The sequence below is a fragment of the Dyadobacter jejuensis genome (assembly GCF_003149085.1).
GTDB lineage: Bacteria > Bacteroidota > Bacteroidia > Cytophagales > Spirosomataceae > Dyadobacter > Dyadobacter jejuensis.
This window is the reverse complement of sequence record NZ_QGDT01000010.1, coordinates 165,919-191,343: the sequence shown is the minus strand read 5'-3', so window position 1 is coordinate 191,343 and position 25,425 is coordinate 165,919. Positions and strand designations below refer to the sequence as shown.

Below are 25,425 nucleotides of genomic sequence, written 5' to 3'. Positions count from 1 at the left end.
ACCCTTGAGGTGTACAGGCTTTGTTTTGTCTAAATGCTCAATTTATCAAAACATTTAAATGTATGAAAAAATCTTTAAAACCAGGTCGGTTAGTACTACAAATCATGAAAATAACGGTCCTACAGTTGATGGTAGCGATGATCTTTTCGGGAGTCACCCTGGCCTTCGATGGCCACGCCCAGGACTTTCTGAATAAGTCGGTAAACCTGCATATGGAACGCTCCAGCCTACGAGCCGTCTTGCAAAAGGTAGAAAAACAGGCGGGAGTTCAGTTTGTGTACAGTTCCAAAGCCATACAGGCCGATCAAAAGGTCAGCATCCATTCCAAAGAGCAGCGGCTAGAAGACTTTTTAAGAGAGACGCTCCTGCCGCTATCAATAAGCTATCGGGTGGTCGAAGGACAAATCGTCCTCAATAAGATGGACGACACGGAGCAGCCGGGTAAGATAGCCCCACCGGCAGTGAAATTGCAATCGAGTTTTATTGACCTAAAAGGAAAGGTAGTCGATGGGAACGGCATGGGCTTGCCCGGAGTAAGTATCCTGGTAAAAGACTCGCAAAAAGGTACCACCACCGATGTGAATGGGAATTTTTCCTTATCGATAGACAACCCCGATGCTGTGTTAGTGTTCTCTTTTGTAGGCTACACCAGTCAAGAAGTGCTCGTAGGGAGCCGCACCCAGCTAAATATTACCCTTGAGGAGGATAATAAGGCCTTAGAGGAAATAGTGGTGGTAGGTTATGGTACCCAAAAGAAGGTAAATGTAATTGGGTCGATCTCACAGATCAGCTCAAAAAATATAGAGAACAGGCCAGTTACTCAGGCTTCTCAGGCCATCACAGGGCAGATGCCCGGCGTTACGGTGATCCAGCGTTCAGGACGCCCCGGCGCTAGCGGTGGCGAGATTAGGGTAAGAGGGGTAGGGTCGTTTGGTGCCCAACCCGATGCCCTAGTGCTTATCGATGGGATTCCTGGAAGTATGAACGACATTAATCCCAACGATATTCAAACGATATCGGTCTTAAAAGATGCTTCGTCGGCGGCCATTTACGGAGCGCGTTCCGCTAATGGGGTAATACTGATTACGACCAAAAATGGCACCTCCGACAAGCTATCGGTAAGTTACGATGGCTATGTAGGGGTCAACAAGGCTACCCGCCTGCCCGACCTGGTCAATTCTTGGGAATATGCCGAAATGTTCAATGAGGCTTCGGGTAGTAATAGCTTCTCGGCTGAGGATATCGAAAAATTCAAGTCTCAGTCCGATCCGGACAATTATCCGAACACGCGCTTCCTCGAGGATTTATTTAGTGGAAAAGGGGTTCAAAATTCGCATACCATCACCTTGTCGGGAGGAAACGACAACAACCGTTTTTTCTTGTCGGGTGCGATGTTACAACAGCAAGGAATAGTGCCTAAAAACCGGTACAGTCGTTTCAACCAAAGGCTAAATATTCAAAATAAAATTGGCAAAAATTTTGAGCTAAACACCCGCCTTTTTGGTGCCATCGAAAATCGCAAGGAACCACAGGCTACTGCCAATAAAGGTGGCGAACTTTCTGATCAGCTCATTCAAAATGCGGTGCGTTATCCGTCCATTTATTTGGGACAGGCTTCCAATGGTGACTTTGGCATAGGTCCCGAAAGTGGGGGTACGCCAGTGTCCTGGTTAGCCTCCGATTCCTACTATCGCAATCCAAAAACCCGCGTAGGGATCAATTCTAGGCTGGAGTGGAAGCCTTTAGAAGGACTTACCCTGTCTGCTATCGGTGGTTTCAACTTCTCCTTATTGGAGGAGCGCTCGTACCTAGCCTCTCAGCGACTCAACGAAGACCTTTTCCTGAGCCAGTCCTATCTAAACCAGAGTAGCGATAAGGAGATCTACAAAACCATGCAATTTACCGGAGAGTATAGCAAGGAGTTTGGCCCCCATTTTTTTAGTATCCTAGGAGGGTATTCCTTTGAGAATCAAGAATACAGCTATTTGAATGTGTATCGTCAGGATTTCCCTAGCAACCAATATACCGTACCCGATATGGGAGGCCTTAGCAACCAACAGGCCGGTGGTTACGATGCCGGATGGGCCATTCAATCCCTTTTTTCAAGGCTGAAATATAGTTTACAAGAAAAATACTTATTCGAATTTACAGTAAGGAACGATGGTTCCTCTCGCTTCCCTGCTGGCCAAAAATACGCTTTCTTTCCCTCTGCTGCCGTAGGATGGAGATTGTCGCAGGAGAACTTTGTAAAGGATATCCGGTGGATTTCCGATCTGAAGCTCAAGGCATCTCTTGGAATTTTGGGGAATCAAAATATTGGAAACTATCCTTACCAGCAGGTGTTGACCGCCGGGCGCAATTACCCCATCGGCAATCAGATCAGCACGGGGGCGGCCTATTCAATTTACACCGATCCTAATATCAAGTGGGAAACCACCAAAACTACCGACATTGGCTTGGAGTCCAGCTTCTTTAATAACCAATTGCTTTTCAATCTTACTTATTTTAAACGTAACACCGAAGATATCCTCTTTAAGCCATCGGCTAGTGTAAGTAACGTGTTGGGAGTAGCCATCGCTGAAACCAACACCGGCGCCATGCAAAACTCAGGTTGGGAGTTTGACCTTGGGTACCGGGGGAGCTTAGGCGACTTCAAATATAATATCAACGGGAATTTCTCGATTATCAAAAACAAGGTAGTAACTCTGGGCTTGGGGAATGTGACCCAACCTAACGGCTTTGTCGGCAATGGTTCCGATATCTTTATTGGCTACCCCATGCAAATGTACTATGGCTATCTCAGCGACGGGGTGTTCCTCAATGAGCAAGAGGTAAGCGAATGGCCCGATCAAAAGTCTGTTACGCCCAACGCCCAGGCCGGGGACCTACGGTACAAGGATATCAGTGGGCCAGATGGAGTACCCGATGGCAAAGTGGACCCCACCTACGACCGCACCTATTTAGGAAGTCGAATCCCTAAATACACCTTTGGGACTAACCTAGGGTTCTCTTATAAGAATTTCGATTTTTCTACCTTTCTACAGGGGGTAGCTGGAGTAAAAGGACAGTTGTCGGGCTATGCTGGCTATGCTTTTTTTAATCAGGGTAATATCCAGAGATGGCAAATGGAGGGGCGTTTTAACCCCGCGGAGCCTACACGTAATCCTGACTACCCACGCCTAGAAGTGATCTCTAACAGTGGGACGCCCAATACGGTGCAGTCGGACTTCTGGGTGATCAACGCCTCGTACTTGAGGGTTAAAAATATGCAACTAGGCTATACCTTGCCCAGCTCGGTACTCAATGCCTTAAGGATTAACAGAATGCGGGTATACGTATCTGCCGAAAACTTGTTGACGGTAACCAAATACCGAAATGGATGGGATCCTGAAGTAAATGGAGGAGGGGCGTTTTACCCGATCCTTAGAACCGTAACCTTTGGTGTTAACCTTAAACTATAATTCGACCATGAAATTATTTCCTATAAAAAAATCGATTCTTCAATATGCGTTGGCAGTGGCGCTAGTGATGGGTGCAACGGCTTGTGACCAGGAGTTGGAGAAATATCCTAGCAATTCATTCTCCAAAGATAATTTTTGGACTTCGGAGTCCAATGCCAATATAGCCCTTACGGGCATGTATAGAGGGGCCATCGAGTATGGTACCGAGGTAGTCCCCACCGACTGGTGGTCCTATTGTGGTATTATTTTTCTCGAATTTGCTACTGACAATCTTTATGACCGCCGGGGGGACAATTCGGCCCAAAATCGCCTGACGAATGGTACCTTGCTGCCCAATAACGATGTGATATTGGGTTATTGGAAATCGTCGTACAAAAGGATTGCCATCTGCAACGATTTTTTAGAGAGTATCGACAAGGTCAGTATGGCTCCTGAGAAGATTAGCCGGATGAAGGCCGAAGCACGCTTCGTGAGGGCCACCCAGTATTTTTATTTATCACAATACTTTGGATCGGTACCCCTGGTCCCAAATACCTTAACACCCGACGAGGCCAACCAAGTGTCTAAGGCCCCTAAGGCCGAGGTGGTAAAGTATGTGATCGACGAGCTAGGAGCGGCCGCGGCCGACTTACCCTCTTTCGGTAGCCTTACCAATGCCGAAACCGGCAGGGCCAGTAAGCAAGCGGCTTTAGGGTTTTTGGGAAGAATCTTATTAGCAGAGAAACGTTTTTCTGAGGCTGCTACCATTTACAAGCAGATCATAGACATGGGCGAAAATAGTATTGACCCTGACTATCAGACCTTGTTCACCCCAACCAATGAGAACAGCAGCGAAAATATCTTTAGCAACCAACATGTGTCAGGGCAAGCTCCAAACGCCCTGCCTCAACATGCTTGGCCGGCCATGGCGTCGGGGTGGCATATTGTGAATCCATTAGGCAGCCTCGCCGACGCTTATGGCTTTAGCGATGGCACGCCGCTCTCTTACGACGACCCACGCTTCGACTACAGCGATATGGGCAAAAACCGCGATCCTCGCTTCCGTTATAACCTGTTGTGGGACGGTAGTATGTTCGGCAACAAACGCTATGTATGCCATCCTGACTCCACCAAATCTTTGGATCAGCTCACTTATTCGAAACAGGCTACTAGGACTGGATATGGACTACGGAAGTTTTTTGATGAAAATTTCTCCGGAAACCTCCGTACCGATTATGGGGGTAATGTGCCTATTTTACGTTATGCTGAAGTCCTTCTCAGTTATTTGGAAGCCGAAATGGAGGCCGGCACACCTATTACTCAAGCGCTGTTGGATCAAACCATCAATGCCGTTCGGGGAAGAGCGTCGGTAGGGTTGCCTCCCGTTACCATCACCAACCCGGCTGCCCTGCGCCCCGTGTTGCGCAACGAACGCCGCATCGAACTGGCCTTCGAAGGCCTCCGGCTATGGGATATCATACGTTGGGACATTGGCGACCAGGTATTAGTGGGGGATTTCTGGGGTGCTCCATTCCCCAACTCTACTTTATATTCTAAGACTTCCAAGAAGATCGATCCAAAAAGTCGTTGGTTTGTGACTTCAAAGAGTTTTAGAAAGGGCCAAGACGACCATTGGCCCATTCCTCAGTCAGAGGTCAATGTGAACCCCAACCTGGCCGATTAAATCTTTAGTCCGTCTTGACCCAAGGGCCGGGGCGGCTTTTTTCTTTATTATAAAACGCATAACATGGATTATTCAAGAAGATCCTTTATTCAAAAACTGGGTTATTCTCTGCCCATAGTGTCCTTACCACTTACTTCTTGGGGGGGCTCCATGAAGCTCCTGTCGCCGATGGGCGTGCAAAAAAGAAAGGGGTTTCACCGTAATTTTAAGTCGATCGGCGACCGAACCTGGATAGGGGCCGACTTTTGGTCGGTACCCATGGAAGATTGGGAAATTAAAAAGGGGCGTCTGGAATTTTCGGGAAACAAAAAATCGGCTCGGCTCCATTTTCTTACAGAAGTCGTACAGCCTACCGATGGGTCGTTGACCATGGAAGCCAAACTGGGCTTGCTCGAAGCCAAGGGAGACAAGGGGGCTGTGGGCTTCAACATCGGTATTCAGGATCAAACGGACCCTGCTAGCATCAAAGCGGCGTGCTATTATGGCCAGGGCATCGCGGCCGGAGTATCCTTGGAGGGGAAGATATTCCTAGGAGAAAAGTCGAGCTCACTGCCCGTTGGGTTCGACTTTAAGGACTTCAGTCTGAAATTTGTAGGCGATACTTCTGCAGGGAAGTCTACGGGTACGCTGCTAGCCATAGACTCGCAAAAAAGAAAAGCGGAACTTACCAACAGCCTCGAGGGGACGTTGGAAGGGCTGGTAGCCCTGGAAAACAACATCCTTCAAAAAGATGCCAGTACATTTTGGTGGTCGGAGGTATCCCTTAGCGGCAATAAGGTGGTGTCCGTCCCCGACAACTCCTTTGGTCCCATTCTGTGGAGTATGTACACCCTATCGGATGGACAACTAAAATTGAGTGCACAAATGGCTCCTCTAGGGAAGGCCGATACGAAGGTGGTGAGCCTGGAGTTATTAAAAGCGGGGAAATGGGTTGAAGTGGCCAAGCAAAATTTCGACCCTCTGTCCTATGTAGCCACTTTTTCGCTGCCTTATACCCAAGCCCAACAGGACCAGCCTTTTAGGGTTTCCTATCGCCTTGGCGAGGTTACCCATACCTATAAAGGATGTATTAGAAAGGAACCCACGCGTCAGAAGTTGCTTTTTGGGGGGCTTACCTGTCAGAACTGGCTAGGGTATCCCTATCGTCCTTTGGTAGAAAATTTAGAAAAATCTAACCCAGATTTATTGTACTTCTCTGGCGACCAGATCTACGAAGAAAATGGAGGGTATCCTATCAAACGGGAACCAGAAGACAAAGCGATACTGAGTTATCTTGGAAAATGGTTTATGTTCGGATGGAGCTTCGGCAATATCATGAGAGATAGGCCTACCATCTGCACCCCCGACGACCATGATGTTTTTCAAGGTAACCTCTGGGGCGATGGCGGCGTTCATATTAGTCTTGAAGAGTGGGCGAAGAAAAGGGATGCTCATGGCGGCTTCGTGCAGACAACCGCCATGGTCAATGTGGTGAATCAAACGCAATGTGCCCACTTGCCCGATCCTATTCAGGCCGAGCCCCTGCCTTCGGGAATTAGTACCTGGTTTACGGCCCTTACCTATGGGCGAGTGAGCTTCGCCATCGTCAGCGATCGCTATTTCAAATCGGGCCCCGAGAAAATACGACCAGGAGAAGGACGAATTGACCATATCCGCGAACCCCTTCCTATAGGTACTTTGGAGTCAGATGAATTATCCTATCTGGGCAAGCAACAAGTGGCTTTCTTAGAAAACTGGGTAACAGACTGGCACCAGGCCGATATGAAAGTACTGCTGAGTCAGACGCTGTTTTCAAGTGTTGGTACCCACCACGGCCCTAAAAAGGAATATCTGACGGGTGATCTGGATTCGGGTGGATGGCCGAAAAAGCAAAAAGATGACGTTCTAAGGATTATGAGAAAGGCTTGTGTGTTTCATATCAATGGCGATCAGCACGTTCCATTTTTATTAAAATACAGTATCGACGAGCCCAAAGACGGCAGTTGGACCTACTGTACCCCCGCTATTTCTACAGGTTATCCGCGCTGGGGGCAGCCCGACCTAGTCAATATGCCCTTTACGGATAGGCCCGCACACAATTTGCCCCATACGGGCTGTTACCGCGATGTGTTTGGCAACGACAATTACGTATATGCAGTGGGGAATCCGGACGACGATTTCAGAGAGGAGAAGAACCGTTATGTGGCCTCTCAGAAAAAGGCTTCTGGTTTTGGCCTGATTACTTTCGATACCCAAGCGCGAACGATTAAGATGGAAGCGTATCGGTTTTTGGCCGATTTGGCGTCAAACGATAACGCCAATACCTATCCCGGTTGGCCGCTGACGATCAGTCAATTCGATAATGACGGTAGGAGAGCTCTAGGATTTTTGCCCCAGTTGTCCCTTTCAGAAGCCAACCAGCTCGTACAGGTGATCGATGAAGAATCGGGTGAGGTCGTTTCGGCCCTAAGGACATTAGGAAAAATGTACCGCCCCAAGGTATACGCATACGGCAAGTACTCCGTTGTGGTGGGAGAGGGAGCGTCGCAAAAGACCATTGCTGGTTTACAGCTCACTACCGATCCGAACGCCTTGCAGAATGTCTAAAGGGTAGCCTATTTAGGCCCCGATGCCGAGGTTACGCAACCTTAGTATCGGGGCTTTTGATTTTTTAACCGTTGACGATCTGCCCGCCATTGGGGTGGATGACCTGCCCACTGATATAGGAGGAATCCTGGCTGGCCAAAAATACATAGCTAGGAGCCACTTCACAAGGCTGACCGGGCCGTTGCATGGCCGTATCCTGTCCAAAGTTGCCCACCTTTTCGGCATCGAAAGTGGAGGGGATCAAGGGGGTCCATATGGGCCCTGGCGCTACGGCGTTCACCCTTATTCCCTTGGGTGCCAGGCTAAGGGCCAGTGAACGGGTAAAGGAGGTAATTGCCCCCTTAGTAGACGAATAATCGATTAACGAAGAGTTGCCATGGTAGGCCGTTACCGAAGTGGTGTTAATGATGCAATCACCTTCTTTGAAGTGGGGTAAAACGCCCTGAGAAAAATAGAAAAATGAGAAAATATTGGTTTGGAAGGTGTTTTGTAGCTGCATTGAGGAGATAAACTCCAGCCCTTCGACGGGATGCTGCTCGGCAGCATTATTGACGAGTATATTGAGTCCTCCCAATTCTCTGATGACCTGGCCAACTGTAGCACTACAAAAATCACTATCTCGGATATCACCTTGAATATTGATGCATTTGCGACCCTCAGCTTCCACCATTGCTTTCGTGGTTTGTGCATCCTGATCTTCACACAGATAAATAATGGCGACATCGGCCCCTTCGCGGGCAAAATGCACGGCGACTGACCGACCGATCCCGCTATCGCCCCCTGTAATTAGGGCCTTTTTTCCTAAGAGCTTATTGCTCCCCTTATAGTCGTCTCTGATGATGATGGGTTGTGGATCCATGGCCGACTCCCTACCCGGTTGTCGGTCCTGCGTTTGTGGTTTTATTTCGTTTTTCATTTCCATAAGCCAAAACTGTTGAGTGATACATATACAAGAGCATAGCAAATAGGATACCTAACTCGCCGATCAACCAAAAGTATGATGGTTTGGGGGGTCAGAGAAAGTTAAAACAGCCATATTATTTTTCTAAACGACTATTCGTCATCCATTAGGCTTGAGTGGTAATGGTAACAAATTGGATATTTGGCTCCACATATACGTAGGACATGTGAACAACGGAACACCAATTTAGTTAAAAATGACCCTATTGCGGGGATAAAAGCGGGGCGCTCAGGTGGTCGATTGGGCCATGGTATGGTTGTTATGAAGTGTTAGAGTACGTCGCATATCGGCGATTTAGTTTTGAAAATTCTTCACTAAACTTCACTTTTCAAATGGCAACATTGAATGAGAATACCGAATTTGACCCCAAAAATGATGATTTAAATAAATTCAAGGAAAATGGTACCGACGAGTTTTTGACCACCAATCAAGGGGTTCGAATCAACGACAACCAGAATTCCTTAAAATCAGGAGAGCGGGGAGCCACCCTTTTGGAAGACTTTATACTAAGAGAAAAAATTACGCATTTCGACCATGAGCGTATACCCGAGCGTATCGTCCATGCACGAGGTGCCGCCGCACATGGCTTTTTTCAAGTATATGAGCCTATGGCCAAATATACCAAGGCAGGGTTTTTAAATGACCCAGATCGGCGCACGCCCGTCTTCGCGCGTTTTTCTACGGTGGCTGGTTCGAGGGGATCCACCGATCTGGCCCGGGACGTAAGAGGTTTTTCCGTCAAATTTTATACGGAAGAAGGGAATTACGATCTGGTAGGAAATAATATGCCTGTTTTCTTTATCCAGGATGCCATCAAGTTTCCCGACCTCATACACGCCGTAAAGCCCGAGCCACATAATGAAATTCCACAAGCGGCCTCTGCACATGATACCTTTTGGGATTTTATTTCTTTGATGCCCGAAAGTACTCATATGATCATGTGGCTGATGAGCGATAGGGCCATTCCACGTAGCTTGCGCATGATGGAAGGTTTTGGTGTACATACCTTCCGGCTCATCAATGAGGCCGGTGAAGCCTATTTCGTAAAATTCCACTGGAAGCCTCTATTAGGTGTGCACTCGGTGTTATGGGATGAAGCCTTACAAATATCGGGTAAGGATCCCGACTTTCACCGCCGCGACCTATGGGAGGCCATTGAAAACGGATTCTTTCCAGAGTGGGAGCTAGGTATGCAAATTATCCCCGAAGCGGATGAACACCGGTTCGACTTCGACCTACTCGACCCTACCAAACTGGTACCTGAAGAGTTGGTTCCGGTCATGAAGGTGGGGAAAATGACTTTAAATCGAAATCCGGACAACTACTTCGCCGAAACGGAACAAGTAGCCTTCCACCCGGGGCATTTGGTGCCAGGGATTGACTTTACCAACGATCCACTGCTACAGGGACGGTTGTTCTCCTACACCGATACGCAGCTTTCCCGATTGGGTAGTCCTAATTTCCATGAAATACCTATCAACCGGTCCATCAATACCGTTCATAACAATCAAAGGGACGGGCATATGCGTCAGATGATTAATAAGGGTAAAACGAGCTATGACCCTAATTCGATGGGTGGAGGTTGCCCCTTCCAAGCACAAGCGGCTCAAGGAGGCTTTACTTCTTATGCTGAAAGGGTTGACGGCAAAAAAATAAGGGGAAGGAGTGCGAGCTTTATGGATCATTTTAGCCAAGCTGCCCTATTTTATAATAGCCAATCCGAGGTAGAGAAAGAGCATATCGTGGAGGCGTTTTCATTTGAGCTAGGGAAGGTGGAGCTTGAAAGTATTCGGGAACGTATGATCGGTATTCTGACGGAGGTAGACCTTCAACTGGCCACTCAAGTGGCCGACAACTTAGGGTTAGAAGTGCCCAAGGAGCCACAGCATCCGCTCAACCATGGGGTGCCAGCCGACGCCGACCCCATCGACTACCAGCCAACCAAAAAGAAACCGAACATCGGCCGCTCAGAGGCATTGAGCATGGCGAATACCATTAAAGATAGCATCAACAGTAGGCAGATCGCTATTTTAGCCGACGTTGAGGTGGATATGGATAATTTGATGGCCATGAAAACGGCATTGGAAAATGTAGGTGGTGTATGCAAAATTATAGCGCCAAAGCTTGGGTATCTGCATGGGATGTCTGGAGAAAAGCTCAAAATCGACATGAATTTTAAAACAGGAGCATCGGTGTTTTTTGATGCGGTGTATGTGGCTGGTGGGACCAAAAATGAGAATCGCTTACTTACCAACCCCGATGCCATTGCCTTCGTCAATGAGGCGTATCGCCACGGGAAGCCCATAGCCGTCGAAGGGGATACCGTCCCTTTCTTGGAGCTTACCATGATAAAGGGTACCAGTACCGTATCGGCCTCGCAGATAGACCACCTGGCCGACCAAGGGATTTTGGTACTACCGGTAGGAGCCAGTACGGTAGGGAAGACTGCCGTAGATTTTATCTTAGCCATTGCTCAGCATCGTTTTTGGAATAGGGTGTAGGTCGGCATCCAGGACTGGAAAGGGGAGTTGGCGCAGGCGTCTGTGCTGGCTCCCTCTCTATATTAGTATGCAAATGCTACCCATTAGGGAACAAATAGAGCCTTATTGTATGGGCGCGTCCTAAGACCATTACATTTTTGGTAAATCTAAATGCATTTAAATGAATAGGAAAAAAATTATTGTCGTTGGTGGTGGGTTTGCGGGTATTAATTTTTGTCTAGAAATGGCCCGTCAAGAGGACTATGAGGTGACCCTTCTGGACAAGAATAATTTCAACTTTTTTCCACCTTTGTTGTACCAGGTGGCCACAGGGTTTTTGGAGGCTTCCAATATCAGTTATCCCTTTCGAAAGCTCTTTCACCATAAGGCCAATTTGCGGTTTGTAATGGGCACTATGGTAGGGATTTTGCCCCATGAAAAGAAAATAGAGACCGATGTAGGCTTTATGGAGTATGATTTTTTGGTACTAGCCAATGGCACCGTGACCAACTACTTCGGCATGGATAGGTTAAAAGAACAGGCCGTTCCCATGAAAACGGTACAAGATGCCCTGGCCATGAGGAATCATATCCTCTGCCAGGTAGAGCAAGCCACCAAAACGTCCGATCCAGTTAGGCGCAATAGCCTCCTTACTATCGTTGTCGCTGGAGCCGGGCCCACTGGCGTAGAGGTGTCGGGGATGTTAGCCGAAATGAATAAGAATATTTTTAAAAAAGATTATCCGGAACTCCAGGGTGAGGGATTAAAAATATATTTGGTAGATGCCTTGCCTACCGTGCTGGCGCCTATGCAAGAAAAGTCTAGGGAGCAGACCCACCAATATCTTAAGGATTTGGGAGTCGAAATCTTGTTAAACCATATGGTTAAGGACTATACCAACCATACCGTCGAATTTGCTAACCAAAAAAAGATCCGTACCGACACCCTGATATGGACCTCGGGAGTGACCGTGGCGCCGATTGCCGGAATAGGGAAGCAGGAGGTGGGGAGAGGAGGGAGGCTATTAGTGACGGGAACCAATAGGCTCCTGCACCATCCGGATATATTTGCCCTCGGGGATATATGCTCCATGCAAGCGGATGAGGCTTACCCCAATGGCCATCCACAGCTGGCCCAGGTAGCCATTCAACAAGCCCAATTATTGGCCAAAAATTTTAAGAAATATAATAATCCAGCTTCTTTCCAGACCTTCCGATATCGCGACAAGGGGAGTATGGCCATCGTAGGAGTTAATAAAGCGGTAGCCGATTTGCCAAAGTTTCATTTCAAGGGTTTTATCGCCTATTTAATGTGGCTTTTCGTCCATCTTTTCTCCTTAATCCAATATAGGAATCAGATGAAAACCTTTTATAACTGGATGATCGCCTTTTTTACTAGGGACCAATCCCTTCGCTTTATTTTAAAACCTAGGTCCGATTAAGATATTTGTCACTCTTGGCCGATTTTAGTACGATAATATCGGGGAAAGATTGCTTTTAACCTATATTATCGCTAAATTATACCCAACAATAACAGAGGGCGCTCAGCAAGAAGACCCTATATTTTACGTTATAAAAATAGAGTATCATCCTTAATTAATTAGCAATTTATGACCATTCAAATTAACACCGACAAAAGCCTAAGCGTACACGCAGAATACAATGAAAAAATTGAAGGCATCTTGTCAAAAGAGTTAAGTCGATTTACTGACCATATCACTAGAATTGAGCTTCACCTCTCCGATGAAAACGGAGTAAAAGGAGGCGTAAAAGATAAAAAATGCCTATTGGAGGCAAGGGTAAAAGGACAGCAGCCCATGGTAGCCACCGACTTTGGCGATACCTACGACCAGGCCGTTATTGGCGCCACTCAGAAACTAAAATCGGCCCTGACGACCCTGTTTGGGAAGTTGCAGAGCCATTGATCCCAAATCCCATAGGACAATGGGCCTTCCAATAGGACGTGTTTTCACCAAAAACCTAGGACTCATGAAAGAAAGTTATGGAACCTTATCCGAGACGATAAACGCTTTGAAAGAAGAAGGCTATACCATAGACTTCAACGTGAAGGAAGAGTGCCTTATTTGTCATGTGACCAAAGTTTCCTTGTCGCCTGATGACTTTGAAATTGATAAAATATTTCGTTTCGAAGGCGATACTAATCCAGACGACCAGGCTATTTTATATGCTATTTCATCCGATAAAGAGGGAGTGAAAGGGACTTTGGTGAATGGGTATGGATTGTCGTCCAGTGAAATGGCTGACAAACTTGTTGAAAAATTAAGTACCCATCCCCACTCCAATTGAGAGGGAAGGGCTACTTTTAGAGACTTAGACGGTCGGGCAGCCTTGCTCGACCGTTTTTTTCATGCTACCGCTACTACTTAGTCGGCGATGCCAATCGAAGGCCTCCTCGAGGATATGTGGTGTTTGTCCCCCTCTAAGGGTACAGGCTCTTTCATAATAACTCCTTAGCTCGTCCTTGTATTGAGGATGTACGCAGTTCTCGATGATGCGCAAGGCCCGTTGCCTCGGAGCCAGTCCCCGAAGGTCGGCGAGCCCTTGTTCGGTTACTATAACGTCTACATCGTGCTCGGTATGATCTACGTGCGTCACCATGGGGACTATTTTGGAAATACGATGTTCTTTACTCGTCGAGGTAGTAACAAAAATGCTTAAGGCGCTATTTCGGGCGAAATCGCCTGAGCCTCCTATCCCATTCATCATATGGGTGCCGCTGATATGGGTGGAGTTGACATTGCCATAAATATCGCATTCTATTGCCGTATTGATGGCGATGACCCCGAGCCTTCTAATGACCTCACCAGCATTTGTAACGTCCTGTGGGCGTATGAGTATTTTATCCTTATAAGGGCCAAAGTTTTCGAAAATACGTTTTTGATAGGCTTCCGACAGGGTAATAGAGGCCGCCGAGGCAAAAAGTAACTTGCCGGAATCGAATAGGTCGAAGGTGCTGTCCTGTAGCACTTCCGAATACATGGTAAGATCCTCGAATTCGCTATCGGCGAAGCCATGAAGTACCGAGTTGGCTACCTTGCCTATTCCCGCCTGAAGGGGGAGGAGGGACTTGGTAAGTCTACCTTGCTCTACCTCCTGATGTAAAAAATCGAGTATATGACCCGCTATGGCGGAGGTTTCGGGGTCTGGTTCCGCTATATCGGCTGGGCTGTCGGGGATATCGGTCCATACGATTCCGATTACTTTATCGGTATCTAATGGGATAGCGGTGGTGCCGATGCGGCTCGAAGCCTCCGTAATAGGAATGGGCGAACGGCCGGGATATATGCCAGTAGGGTATATGTCGTGAATACCTTGCAGATCGGCCGTAACACTGGTATTGATCTCTATAATGACTTTTTTGGCCAGTGCTGCGAACTCCGCAGCGTTTCCTACCGAGGTAGTAGGGACGAAGCTGCCATCGGGTAAGATTTTGCTGGCTTCCAAAATAGCCACATCGATAGCGGGAAAATGGCCGTTTTTTAATAATTCGGCCGTTTCTCCCAAATGTTGGTCTATAAAGTATAAGGAACCCTTATTAATTTCCTTTCGCATGGTCCGATCGACCTGGAAGGGGAACCGTAGCCGTAAGATTCCCGCCTGAGCGAGTTGGCCATCGGTATCATGGCCCAAGGAGGCACCCGTTACCAAATCTATTTGATAAGCCTGATTTTGGGTATTATTGGCTAAGGCCAATAATACAGCCTTGCTGTCGCCAGCCTTGGTAAATCCACTGGAGGCTACCAACATGCCCGATTTTATATGTGCTGCGGCCTGGTCGGCTGTAATGATTCTATCTTTGAGGGCTTGATTTTGAAGATATGGTGAGCTTGTCATAACTAATGTAGTTGGTTGTCGAAGTATGCTAATAGAAGTACTACTGCCAAATTACCAACAAAATATTAGACGGGATACAAGCGAAGCCCAAAGCTGATTAAGATCATACGATTTTACCTGAAATGAAAGAGGGGCGCGCTCTGGGATACGATTAATATCATTCCGGAAATTGGCCCCCTCTCCCAGACTGGTTCCTTAAAGGTTGGCCTTTTCGTTAAACCACTTGGCGTCGGCATAGAAAGTGCCGAACGGAACTAGGGAAGACAAAAAGGAAAGAACGGCCTTTTTGATGGACCATCCTTTTTCTATAGTTACTTGAAGGAGTAATAGGGCGAAAAGTACAAAAAGTACTCCATGGGCCATTCCCACCATCCGTACGGCTTCGGGCTTGCCGAGCAGGTATTTGAGGGGCATAGCAATACCTAATAGTATCAAAAAAGAACAACCTTCTAAGAATGCGATAATCCTAAATCTTCCGAGGCTGGTTTTGGCCAGTGACTGTATCATGATATTTCCGTTTGTAAGAATCCAAAGATACCACCTGCTCCTTGTTTTCCCAAAGAAAGTGGTTCAGTACAGGAATTAGTAGAGAATAATTGATTTTTTGACACGACCGTTTAAGCAAAATTCCTAGCTTTGGATTTCGGAGGGAGAATTAAGTTAAGATTCATAGTTTATTCTTAACCTTACGGGATTTTTTTATAGCATACACTTAGTATTTTGGAATGAACAGAGTATTTTATTTGATCATTTTATTAGGCCTCTCCCTGCAAGCCATTTCTCAAAAGTTAAAGGTTCAAGGGGAGGTGGTAGGTCCAGACGGCCTTCCTCTTGCGGGTGTATCCGTTAAGGAAAAGGGGCTTGCCTCCGGCGCTATTACCGATGCCCAGGGTAAATATTCCTTTTATGTGGTGGATGTGAACGGAAGCCTTCAGGCCAGTGCTCCGGGTTATACCCTCCAAGAAGAGCCTATTAATGCCCAGTCTACCCATCATTTTAGGTTGCAAAAGACGCCCATACTACATCCGCGAGTCCTATTAGGCTCTAGGAGTTTTCAGCATGCCGATGCGGACACCCTGCTCGGTAGTAGGAGCATAAGTGTCAAGGAGGTGCTTCCACTACTGGGAGTCGCCGATGTAAACCATCTGCTGTCCTATATGGAGGCATCCTTCAATGCCCGTCAGCAGTTGTCGGCCGATGGGACCTTTCAGCTAGCACCAGGCTCCATTCGAGGACTGGGGGCCGACCAGATGTTGGTATTGGTCAACGGCAAGCGTAGACACCAATCGGCTGTTATGAGCCTATTGGGGACCATAGGCAGGGGCCAAACCAGTACCGACCTCAACGCCATCCCGTTGGCGGCCATCGATAGGGTAGAGATCCTTACCGAGGGGGCCGTGGCACAATATGGTTCCGATGCCGTAGGAGGCGTTATTAATCTGATATTAAAGGAAAGCAGCCAGGAACTTTTGGTCCATGCCAGCAGTGGTGTCAATAGGGCGAGCCATAGCCTGGGCCAACAGTCCTTCGATGGCCTGCATACCGCCGCTAATCTGAATTACGGATTTGGATTGCCCCAGAAGGGATTCATTAACGTAACGGGCGACTTTAACCTTGCCCAAGCTACCAACAGAGCACAGACTGCCAACAAGAATTCGGATATGATCCGGCAACAATTTGGCAATCCCCAAGTAGGGTCTGGGGCCTTGTTTTTAAATGGACGCATGCCCTTAAAAAACGAGTCGGAGCTATATGTTTTTGGTGGGCTTAGTCGTAGGAATTGGCTTAACTTGGCCCATACCCGTTTTCCTGGAGATCCTCGCAACATCGATCAGGTATATCCTGAGGGTTATAATCCTCAGGTTAAAAGTCTGTCGGACGACGGGTCGATGGCGATAGGCCTTAAGACCGTACGTAAGGGATGGGATATCGATCTGAGCACGAGTGTAGGTTTCAACCAGAACCGGTATAGCCTTACCGAAAGCCTCAATCCTTCCCAAGGGCCCTTGTCGCAGCATGAGTTTAAGGCGGGAGGGTTTCAGAGGGCTGAAAGCATGACCAATATCGATTTTTCAAGGTATTTTGGTCATATGCTCCAAGGAGTGAATGTAGCCTTTGGAGCGGAGTACCGTTATGAAACCTATAAAATAGTGACGGGAGAGAGGCCCGCCTACTATAATTACCTTTTCGAACTGGCTACAGGAGCACAAGGGTTTCCGGGCTTTGGACCCGACAATGCCACTGAAAACAGCCGGATGAATGCCGATGGTTATGTGGATGTGGAAGCTAATTTTTCGCCCAACTTGAGGTTCGATGCCTCAGTACGGTACGCTTATTACCAGAATCAGGGCTCGGCTATAGCCGGCAAATTGGGCTTGCGGTATATCATGGGGCCAACCTTGTCGGCCAAAGTTAGCGTCGAAAGTGGTTTTAGAGCGCCTTCCTTGCCCCAGCAACATTTTAGCTCCATCTACAGTGTCTACCAAAAGGGCGTGCCGCAAGATGTGTTGGTGGTCCCTGTGGGTCATCCCATCGCCAAGTCTTTGGGTTTACAGGATTTGAAAATGGAGCAGTCGCAACAAGCTAGGATCGGCCTGCTCTTTCAGCCCGACCAGCAGTTTACACTCGGTGTTGACGCCTATTATGTGCAAGTCAAGAAAAGAATAGGGCTCAGTAGCCTCATCATGGACCCGACCGTAGCGCCCGAACTCGACGCCTTGCATGCCAACCAGCTGCAATTCCTTTCTAATGCCCTTACCTCTACGACCACCTCAGGGATAGATGCCAACCTCGGCTATCGTTTCTTTTTAGGAGAAGGGTCTCTCGATGCCCGTCTGCAGGCCAATTTTAACTGGATGGATTTAGGTGCCAACAGCCCCTCCCCACTATTGGATGGCAAGTCCAACCCCTATTTTGGACTTAGGGAGCGGTATCTGCTGATGGCAGCGGCCCCAAACTCAAAAATAAACCTTTCGGTTAACTATAAGCAAGATCGTTTCAATGCCCTGCTGCGACTGGTACGTTATGGGCAGCATCAGCTCTATAATTGGAATGAGGAGTTGGTGACCTATTCTCCAAAATTAGGACTCGACGCCTCCTTTCAATATTTGTTGCAGCAAAATATCTCAGTGACTTTGGGAGGTGAAAATTTGTTAAATGTTTTTCCCGACGCTACGTCTCCTACTTTGACGGAGACGGGAGGAAGCTGGGAGGCCCTGCAGACCGGAATTGCCGGCACTTATCTATTCCTCAAAGTTGGACTCGCTTTTTAAGATGCTAAGAAACTATATATTGCCAATGGGGTTGGTGTTGGGGTTGGGCTGCGTAGTACCGCTCTTTGGGCAACAATGCCCCATTCTCACTCAAACCCTCGATGCCGTAGAAAGGATGCAGGAAGATACCACCCGTTTGTACGCTTTCAGGTTTCGCGATGCCCAGCTCAAGACTTTGGCGCAGTGGCCCGGACAGGAAGTACCCGTTCGGTTGTTAGAAGATCTGCAGCATACCCTCGACCAGGATGGTAGCTCCCTTAAGGAAAAGCATTTTTGGATGTTGGATGAAAAGCTGGCTGCCAAACAGCTCGACGCCTTAGAAAAGCTATGTCCCGACACAGAGTTTGGGGTGTATCGACGGGAAATCGCCTACTACCGTGGACAGTTTAAGGAAAAGGAATAAGGTGATGATAGGCTAATACTCCAATGGGAAATCCAACAGGTCCATTAGAAATGGTATTTTCATGATATGGTCTTTCCGGATGTTTAAGGCAGGTATTTGAAGAAAGGGGCTCATTTTTGATAAATTCACCCTAGATCCGGGATATTGACGGATCACCAGAGCTTAAAATTAGAGCTGTCCGGCGACACTATCCTCCCAAAAGCAGGCCTACACAGCCTGTTGCCAACAATTTTTATTTGATGATAATTAGGTGTAATTTGACAATGAAGACTTTGGCTTGTACCCAAATAAATGATACATCGACCCGAAAAGGACGAGAATGGAAAAATAAATCGGCTGCAAAGGCAAGCCCTAAAACCGCATCAGCCCATAATGCATCAAAAATGTTCTGCAACTTAGAGATGTGGCATACAAGCTTTTATACGATAATTTTTTTATAAAAGAAGTATTGCCCTTTGACCCGTTGCCAGGTAGGACCAAACCAAAATGAAAGTGGGTTAGGAAATTGCTTTCAATAAATATTTTTACCAATTCGAAGCCCTACATACGTTAAAAGATATAGCGGCCGATATTTTAAAATCCGAACAAGAAACTGATGGGCTATTAAAGGAGATTGTTGTATAATGGACGATAAATTTAGAAATAAATATAGGATATCTTCTGCTCGTTTGCAAAACTGGGATTATGCAAGTGAGGGGGCCTATTTTATTACCATTTGTACTAAGGATCGGTTACCTTTTTTTGGTAAAATTGAAAACGGGAAAATGATATTATCCAATATTGGTGTCATAGCCGATTTGATGTGGTATGAAATAAAAAATCATTCAAAAAATATCGAATTGGGTGAATTTGTGGTTATGCCCAATCATGTGCATGGGGTATTGATTTTGAATGTTAACGGATTGAACACGAACGTAGAGACGTTGCACGCAACGTCTCTACCACCAACAGAAAAAAATAAATTTATGTCGGAAATTTCGCCAAAATCAAATTCGATTTCCACCATAATTCGTTCCTACAAATCTGCCGTTACAAAACATGGCCATAGATTGGGTTTCAAATTTGAATGGCAATCTCGATTTTATGACCATATCATCCGGGATGCCAAATCGTTTGAGAACATTCAAAATTATATTGTAGATAATCCTTTGAATTGGGGGAAAGATAAATTTTATGCGAATGAATAAAAAAATACCAAGGCTTTCTGATAACGCAGCCCCCTAGGGTGTAGAGACAAGTCAGGGCCTGTATTCCCCTTCCCTAGGGTGTAGAGACAAGTCAGGGCCTGTATTCCCCTTCCCTAGGGTGTAGAGACAAGTCAGGGCCTGTATTCCCTCCCCTAGGGTGTAGAGACAAGTCAGGGCCTGTAATCTACACCTAAGGATGTAGAGACAAGTCAGGGCCTGTATTCTACACCCTAGGTAAGGGTGCAACCATTAAAGCCATTCACAAAATACAAATCCGAATTCGAATCGACAATTCCTATTCATACCGAAGAAAAAGCGGGTTCTCTCACCGAAAGAACCCGCTTTTTTAGCTTAAGTGGTTACCATCCTGGGGTTTGCTTATAAGCTCCGTTACTTCGTGCAATTTCGTTGGGAGCTATAGGCCAGGCCATATGTTTGCTTGCATTAAAGTTACGGGCGGGCCATACTTGTTGAATCTCGTAAGGCGAGTTAGGATCCGTTTTATTGGTATGGATTCGACCATGCAATGGGGCATTGATTTTGTCAAAATCACCCCAACGTTTTAGGTCGGCCAGTCGATCGGTCCATTCACAACCAAGTTCTACCCGGCGTTCATGTTTTAGGTCGTCGAGGGTAGGTGTAGCAATAGCTGGCAGCCCTACTCTTGCACGAATCTCGTTTAAAGGGCCTGCCGCTTCGCTGGCTTTTCCTTGCTGCAAAAGCGCTTCTGCTTTGAAGAGCAAAACTTCGGCATAGCGCATCAAAGGCAGATTAAGGGAGGTTGTTGGGTAATCACCATTTTGATTTATCTTGGTGTTAGAACCTGCATCCTGATCGGTGCCATAGGAGTAAGGTTCCATGTATTTGGCAATCTGGAAGCCAGACAAACTGTTGGTAGAGAAGTACTGACGTTCGACGCCAAAGAAAGTAAACTTGTCTCCAAATTTCAGAATAGTGGCTTCTCTCCGTGGATCGCCCTCTTCATAAGCCTCGTATAGCTCCTCGGTCGGTTGGAAATATCCCCAACCATTATAAATTCCCCATCCCTTATTTTCCAAAATTACGCCTGGAAATTCTGATCCACCTTGTGGGCCGGATGTTACCGACCAAATATATTCTGTACCCCAGTTTTCGTCGATTGTAAATACAGCACGGTAGTTTTTGTCACCGGTACCTTTATTGGCCACTAGTGCACGTCCACCTTCATTTTTGATCTTGTCGGCGAGGGCTGGAATTAAGGCCCATTTGCTACGATCATATTGGGCCCAGTAGGCGTACACTTTTACCATATATCCCCATGCAGCAGCTTTATGTGCCCGTCCTTGATCGCCTGCTCCATAGGATTGGAAAAGTGGCAGCATGTCTGATGCTTTTTGCAAGTCGCTAATAATTTGGGCATAATTATCAGTGACAGAGGCCAGTTGTGGTGGAATACGTTCGCCATAGCCCTCGTTTTCAACACCATCATAGGGCACGCCTTGGTCCTTGTGGCCCCAAATATATGCAAGCCAGAAGTGGGAAAATGCGCGAATAAAATAGGCTTCGCCATAGGCACGGGTTTTCAAAGATTCGGTGATATTAGTCGATCCGTCCAATCCTTCAATGACCTGATTGGCCTTATTCATCATCCAATACAAATCACGCCAACCTTCAGACATATAGCCTTCATTGCCAGTGGGTATAAAGTTCTTGATATTTTCGCCATCTGCTTTGGAGCGGCCAACGATCAGATCGTCGCTAGCATTTTGTACCCAAAACAAATTCCGTCCCCAAGTCGATTCATAGCGCAAGGGTACATACATGCCTGCCAAGGCCTTTATTACGTCGTCATCACTATTCCAAAAATAGGCCGTAGTTGGCTGGCCATTGGGCTTAGTATCGACCCAGTCTTCGTTACAAGCACTCATCGTCAGTAAAAGTACCAGTACGGTTAATCCTGTATATTTTATATTTAATTTCATGTTTTTTTTCTTTTAGAATTTAACTTTCAAACCAGCGGAATAAACTCGGGATACGGGGAATTGACCACCGTCCATTCCGATGCCTCCTACTTCAGGGTCCATGCCCGAATACTTGGTAAAGGTGAGGAGATTGTCGCCACTCAAATAAATCCGCATATCAGCACTTTTGAAAAGTTTTGGGAAGGTGTATCCTATTATTAAACTTTTAATACGGACATAATTTCCATTTTCTAAATACCAGTCCGAAGTTGTTTGAAAGTTATTGTTCGGATCATTGGCCGATATTCGTGGTATCTCCGAACCTGTATTGGTCGGAGACCATGCATCTAAAATTTTATCCCAACGGTTATAACCCTGTTCAGAAGCATTCAAAGTCGACTCTTTGAAAACGTTGTATAGTTTTACTCCTCCCACTCCTTGGATAAACATGCTGAAATCGAAGGAGCGATATTTTAGATTCGTAGTGAAACCATAGGTCAATTTTGGAAAGGCATTACCCATATATACCCGGTCACCATCGTCAATTTTACCATCGCCATTTTGATCGATGAATTTCAAATCGCCTGCTTTCGCATTGGGCTGTACCTTTTTCCCATCTACGGCATATCCGTTGGCTTCTTCGTCGGTCTGGAAAATACCGGCATTTTGGATCAACCAATAAGAGTAATAAGGCTGTCCGACCGTCGACCGATAGGGGTTAATGGTGCCCCTCCAGGCATCGCCATGGGTCCAAACACTATTTGGGTCATTATCAATTTTCTGAACCCGGTTTTTCAAGGTAGCTATATTCCCACTAAACTCGTATCCCAGATCCCCCACTTGGTCTCTCCAGGTCACTACGGCCTCAAAACCCTTATTACTTATTTCACCCTGATTAATATAAGGTGCATCGTAACCGTAGGTTTGGGTCCACTCAGTATCTTGACGTTTGATCAGGTTATAGGTTAGTTTGTCAAAATAATCGGCAGAGATGGTTAATTTTTCATTCAAAATGGATATATCTAAACCAATATCGGTTTGTTGCGATGTTTCCCAGGACAATTTAGGGTTATTAAGGCTCGATATATACAGTGCGTTTGATTGTGGAGCACCGTCGCCCACCTGATGTGTTGAATTGGAGCTTAGGGTAGGGTAGCCATAATATCTGCCTACCGATCCGATATTACCAATCCGCCCCCAACTTGCCCGAACTTTTAACAGATCGAGTCCTTTTATGTTAAAGAATGGTTCAGAACTGATTTTCCAAGCTGCAGTTGCTGCCGGAAATCCTTTGCCTCTATAGCCAGGGGCCAATCGTCCCGCTATATCGTAACGATAACTACCAGTAACAAAATAGCGGTCAGCCCAGCTATAGGAAACCCTACTGACATACGATAGGTTTCTATCTTTCCAGTCATAATCGCCTGGGCGGTCAGAGGTGAAAGTCTGGGCATTTATAAAGTATTGAGCCCAAGCATCTTCATCTGCAAAATCGCGTGCTGCGATACTAAATCCCTTGGCAGCGTTTTCTTGGGATGTAGTAGATAACAAAGCACCAATATTATGTTTGCCAAACACCCTGGCATAGTTCATGGTATTTTCCCAAATCCAGTTGTAAGAGCGGTCGGTGCTGTAGCCTAAACTGTTCTGATTATTAGGCTTACCGGGTTCCGTTCTTTTTACATTAAAATTCTTGTATAAAGAACTTTTCTGACGATATGAAAAGCGAGTTAAAAACGAAAGACCTGGAATTATATCGGCATAAGAAAATTCCGAAACTGATAAAAGATCATTGCCTTTATTATAAGGACGGTTTCTCAATAATGTTGCTACTGGGTTAATAGCATCTCCATGGATCCCGAGATAGGGTGAATCACGCGGTCCGACACCCCCAAAGCTACCATCTTCATAATAAGGAGTGGCCGATCGGGGCATATAAATGGCAGACAAAATAGTTCCGCTATAGCCACTGGAAGTCTCTGTCCCACGGCTATCGCTGTTGTTCCAGAACAACTCCTGTCGGAATTTGAATTTGTCGGTGAATTTATATACCGAATTGAAACGCAAGGACATGTTCTGGCTATAAGTATTCAGTAGCGTGCCCTCATTTTTTTCATAGCGACCTTGGAATAAAGTGGAGAATTTGTCGGTTCCTGCATTGATGCTGATATTATGACGTTGAACAATACCGGTTCTGAATATCTCATCAACCCAATTGGTACGTGTGACTTGCGCATATGGGTTTTTGCTAGCATCCCAGCCATCCAAAGGATTCAACCCGGCATTGGTAAAGGCCAAATTAGATACCATGGCTTCATCGGCAGCCGTCAATGAAGATGGCAACTTCCAGGCGGTTTTGGCTCCCATAAATCCTGAATATTCGATACTGGGTTTACCGGATGACGCTTGGCGTGTCGTAATTAGAATGACACCAGCAGAACCCGAGAAGGCGCCATATATTGCTGCAGAGGCAGCATCTTTTAGAATGGTAATAGACTCCACATCGGCCGGGTTATATGGGGCATTGGGCACCCCATCCACCACATACAATACGCTTTCAGAACCCCGTGAACCCGTTCCACGAATCGTTATATTAGGTGTTTGATCGGGGTGACCACCATTGCTGACGGCCGTTACGCCCGGAACCTTACCCTGAATCATATTACCGACGTCCAGTACTGGTCTGTTTTTTATTTGTGCCATATCGGGAACGGTAGATACTGCAGCAGATAAATCACTTTTTTTGGCGGTTCCGTAGCCAATTACTACTATTTCGGAAAGGGACTTAGTGTCCGATTCCAGTAGGATGTCAAACTGAGATTTGTTTCCGACGGCTATTTCTTGGGCTTTATAACCTACAAAACTAAAAATAAGCGAGGCTTCTACATTGGGAACCTGTATTTCAAAATTACCGTCAGTATCCGTAGTAGTACCAGTCTGTGTCCCTTTTACGACTACACTTACACCAGGCAGGAGTTCATTGTTTTCAGCTGACTTGACCGTTCCTTTAATGGTGATGTCTTTGGGCAAAATTAAGGTTTGTAACTTTTGCTCAATCTCAGGAAATACAGTTTCTGCAGAGGTTGTTTTCGGACTAAGCACAATCTGATTATTGATTACACGATAACCAATTCCTCGTGGTACCAGCATCATATTCAGTACTTTAGATAGCTTCTGATTCTTAACATGCAAATTAACCTTGGCGTCCAAGGGTACCCTCGTACTATAAACAAACTTCACATTGGTTTCATTTTTTATAACCACAAGCGCCTGTTTTATAGACAAGTTATTGATCTCAAGGCTTATATCCTTGGCCAATATCGACTGAGCGGAAGTCTCCCTTGCATAGGAAATACTTCCGAGCAGCGCTACCATCACACACTGAAAAAATCCGATGCGCATAATTTTAAGCCAGTTGATTGGCTTGTTAAGTACTAATTTTTCCATAATTTTGAAACTCTAATTAAGTTAAACTGAACTAATTGGAATGTTTCTCTTCGCCTGTGGTGGTACACATGGATGGCCAGAGAAGCGGAATTAAAAGTGGGTTGGCGGTGGTGGTACACTTCCAGCCCACAACTTTTATTAAGGGGAATGGATCTTATTCATATTGACTAT

15 protein-coding genes are annotated in these 25,425 nt (G+C 46.4%); 10 read left to right on the top strand and 5 right to left on the bottom strand.

From position 1 onward, the window contains the following. Positions 1-62 precede the first annotated feature (62 nt). The 3 genes from CLV98_RS17515 (at position 63) to CLV98_RS17505 (ending at position 7,710) form a co-directional block, all read left to right on the top strand. Positions 63-3,461 (top strand): TonB-dependent receptor, encoded by a 3,399-nt coding sequence (locus CLV98_RS17515; RefSeq protein WP_229203437.1) that lies wholly within the window; start codon positions 63-65, stop codon positions 3,459-3,461. Between the two features lie 7 nt (positions 3,462-3,468). Then, entirely contained in the window at positions 3,469-5,124 is a 1,656-nt protein-coding gene (locus tag CLV98_RS17510) for a RagB/SusD family nutrient uptake outer membrane protein (RefSeq protein WP_109676293.1), read from the top strand. 63 nt (positions 5,125-5,187) lie between these two features. Then, on the top strand, positions 5,188-7,710 hold the full coding sequence (locus tag CLV98_RS17505; protein ID WP_109676291.1) for an alkaline phosphatase D family protein: 2,523 nt from the start codon (positions 5,188-5,190) through the stop codon (positions 7,708-7,710). A gap of 64 nt (positions 7,711-7,774) precedes the next feature. Here the strand turns inward: CLV98_RS17505 and CLV98_RS17500 are convergent, their stop codons facing one another. Continuing rightward, positions 7,775-8,632: an SDR family oxidoreductase gene (locus tag CLV98_RS17500; RefSeq protein WP_109676289.1), complete on the bottom strand. Its 858-nt coding sequence runs from the start codon at positions 8,630-8,632 to the stop codon at positions 7,775-7,777. 371 nt (positions 8,633-9,003) lie between these two features. Between CLV98_RS17500 and CLV98_RS17495 the strand changes: the two genes are divergently transcribed. From CLV98_RS17495 to CLV98_RS17480, 4 genes are all read left to right on the top strand, one after another. Beyond that, entirely contained in the window at positions 9,004-11,172 is a 2,169-nt protein-coding gene (locus tag CLV98_RS17495; protein WP_109676287.1) for a catalase, read from the top strand. Positions 11,173-11,332: 160 nt separating this feature from the next. Beyond that, the gene (locus CLV98_RS17490; protein WP_109676285.1) at positions 11,333-12,592 is read left to right on the top strand and encodes an NAD(P)/FAD-dependent oxidoreductase; all 1,260 of its coding nucleotides are present in this window, start codon (positions 11,333-11,335) and stop codon (positions 12,590-12,592) included. Positions 12,593-12,760: 168 nt separating this feature from the next. Then, positions 12,761-13,075 carry an HPF/RaiA family ribosome-associated protein gene (locus tag CLV98_RS17485; RefSeq protein ID WP_109676283.1) on the top strand — a complete coding sequence of 105 codons (315 nt, stop codon included), beginning with the start codon at positions 12,761-12,763 and terminating at the stop codon, positions 13,073-13,075. 64 nt (positions 13,076-13,139) lie between these two features. After that, complete coding sequence (locus tag CLV98_RS17480; protein WP_109676364.1) at positions 13,140-13,457, top strand: phosphoribosylpyrophosphate synthetase; 318 nt, start codon at positions 13,140-13,142, stop codon at positions 13,455-13,457. A 24-nt stretch (positions 13,458-13,481) separates the two neighbouring features. Here CLV98_RS17480 and scpC read toward each other — a convergent pair whose 3' ends face one another. Both scpC and CLV98_RS17470 read right to left on the bottom strand, forming a co-directional pair. Next, positions 13,482-15,005 (bottom strand): succinyl-CoA:acetate CoA-transferase ScpC, encoded by a 1,524-nt coding sequence (gene scpC, locus CLV98_RS17475; protein ID WP_109676281.1) that lies wholly within the window; start codon positions 15,003-15,005, stop codon positions 13,482-13,484. Between the two features lie 195 nt (positions 15,006-15,200). Next, positions 15,201-15,512: a DUF3817 domain-containing protein gene (locus tag CLV98_RS17470; RefSeq protein WP_109676279.1), complete on the bottom strand. Its 312-nt coding sequence runs from the start codon at positions 15,510-15,512 to the stop codon at positions 15,201-15,203. Positions 15,513-15,730: 218 nt separating this feature from the next. On the opposite strand from CLV98_RS17470, the gene CLV98_RS17465 reads away from it, so the two are divergent. The 3 genes from CLV98_RS17465 to CLV98_RS17455 all read left to right on the top strand — a co-directional run bounded on the left by CLV98_RS17465 (position 15,731) and on the right by CLV98_RS17455 (position 19,867). Further along, positions 15,731-18,277, top strand: a complete 2,547-nt coding sequence (locus CLV98_RS17465) for a TonB-dependent receptor (RefSeq protein ID WP_109676277.1) — start codon at positions 15,731-15,733, stop codon at positions 18,275-18,277. Between the two features lies 1 nt (position 18,278). Further along, entirely contained in the window at positions 18,279-18,680 is a 402-nt protein-coding gene (locus tag CLV98_RS17460) for a hypothetical protein (protein ID WP_109676275.1), read from the top strand. Between the two features lie 623 nt (positions 18,681-19,303). Further along, positions 19,304-19,867 carry a transposase gene (locus CLV98_RS17455; protein ID WP_109676273.1) on the top strand — a complete coding sequence of 188 codons (564 nt, stop codon included), beginning with the start codon at positions 19,304-19,306 and terminating at the stop codon, positions 19,865-19,867. Positions 19,868-20,226: 359 nt separating this feature from the next. Here the strand turns inward: CLV98_RS17455 and CLV98_RS17450 are convergent, their stop codons facing one another. Next, complete coding sequence (locus tag CLV98_RS17450; protein WP_109676271.1) at positions 20,227-21,828, bottom strand: RagB/SusD family nutrient uptake outer membrane protein; 1,602 nt, start codon at positions 21,826-21,828, stop codon at positions 20,227-20,229. 12 nt (positions 21,829-21,840) lie between these two features. Beyond that, complete coding sequence (locus CLV98_RS17445) at positions 21,841-25,254, bottom strand: TonB-dependent receptor (RefSeq protein WP_229203436.1); 3,414 nt, start codon at positions 25,252-25,254, stop codon at positions 21,841-21,843. Positions 25,255-25,425: the final 171 nt, after the last annotated feature.

Excerpts from the sequence above, each read along its gene's own strand:
- CLV98_RS17515 (WP_229203437.1), top strand. The coding sequence starts at position 63 with ATGAAAAAATCTTTAAAACCAGGTCGGTTAGTACTACAAATCATGAAA.
- CLV98_RS17510 (WP_109676293.1), top strand. The coding sequence starts at position 3,469 with ATGAAATTATTTCCTATAAAAAAATCGATTCTTCAATATGCGTTGGCA.
- CLV98_RS17505 (WP_109676291.1), top strand. The coding sequence starts at position 5,188 with ATGGATTATTCAAGAAGATCCTTTATTCAAAAACTGGGTTATTCTCTG.
- CLV98_RS17500 (WP_109676289.1), bottom strand. The coding sequence starts at position 8,632 with ATGGAAATGAAAAACGAAATAAAACCACAAACGCAGGACCGACAACCG.
- CLV98_RS17495 (WP_109676287.1), top strand. The coding sequence starts at position 9,004 with ATGGCAACATTGAATGAGAATACCGAATTTGACCCCAAAAATGATGAT.
- CLV98_RS17490 (WP_109676285.1), top strand. The coding sequence starts at position 11,333 with ATGAATAGGAAAAAAATTATTGTCGTTGGTGGTGGGTTTGCGGGTATT.
- CLV98_RS17485 (WP_109676283.1), top strand. The coding sequence starts at position 12,761 with ATGACCATTCAAATTAACACCGACAAAAGCCTAAGCGTACACGCAGAA.
- CLV98_RS17480 (WP_109676364.1), top strand. The coding sequence starts at position 13,140 with ATGAAAGAAAGTTATGGAACCTTATCCGAGACGATAAACGCTTTGAAA.
- scpC (WP_109676281.1), bottom strand. The coding sequence starts at position 15,005 with ATGACAAGCTCACCATATCTTCAAAATCAAGCCCTCAAAGATAGAATC.
- CLV98_RS17470 (WP_109676279.1), bottom strand. The coding sequence starts at position 15,512 with ATGATACAGTCACTGGCCAAAACCAGCCTCGGAAGATTTAGGATTATC.
- CLV98_RS17465 (WP_109676277.1), top strand. The coding sequence starts at position 15,731 with ATGAACAGAGTATTTTATTTGATCATTTTATTAGGCCTCTCCCTGCAA.
- CLV98_RS17460 (WP_109676275.1), top strand. The coding sequence starts at position 18,279 with ATGCTAAGAAACTATATATTGCCAATGGGGTTGGTGTTGGGGTTGGGC.
- CLV98_RS17455 (WP_109676273.1), top strand. The coding sequence starts at position 19,304 with ATGGACGATAAATTTAGAAATAAATATAGGATATCTTCTGCTCGTTTG.
- CLV98_RS17450 (WP_109676271.1), bottom strand. The coding sequence starts at position 21,828 with ATGAAATTAAATATAAAATATACAGGATTAACCGTACTGGTACTTTTA.
- CLV98_RS17445 (WP_229203436.1), bottom strand. The coding sequence starts at position 25,254 with ATGGAAAAATTAGTACTTAACAAGCCAATCAACTGGCTTAAAATTATG.